At 36.9% G+C, this 255-nt stretch carries 1 protein-coding gene; it reads left to right on the top strand.

Annotation, left to right across the window (positions count from 1 at the left end; all coding sequences use genetic code 11):
• Positions 1-38: 38 nt before the first annotated feature.
• Positions 39-255 (top strand): transposase (locus ACEN3Z_RS11995; RefSeq protein WP_407089156.1); only part of this gene is annotated, 217 nt, incomplete at its 3' end.

Genomic DNA, 255 nt, shown 5'->3' with positions numbered 1-255 from the left:
AATGTAGTTGACAGACAAACATTGAAAGGAAGATTATTATGGCTCAATTAAATATTACCTTAAATTTAGAAGAATTAACAGAGGCAGTCATGAATAGCGATATGAATGCGATGATGAAATCATTAGCCGTCACTGTCTTTAACGCTTATATGGAAGTTGAACGTGATCGCTACATTAAAGCAGAGAACTATGAACGGACTTCGGAACGAAAAGATCAGCGGAATGGCTATTACGAACGGGACCTCATGCTAAATA

The organism is Ruoffia sp. FAM 26254, assembly GCF_045528545.1.
GTDB classification, from domain to species: Bacteria; Bacillota; Bacilli; order Lactobacillales; family Aerococcaceae; genus Ruoffia; species Ruoffia halotolerans.
This window is presented reverse-complemented; position numbering and strand designations above follow the sequence as displayed.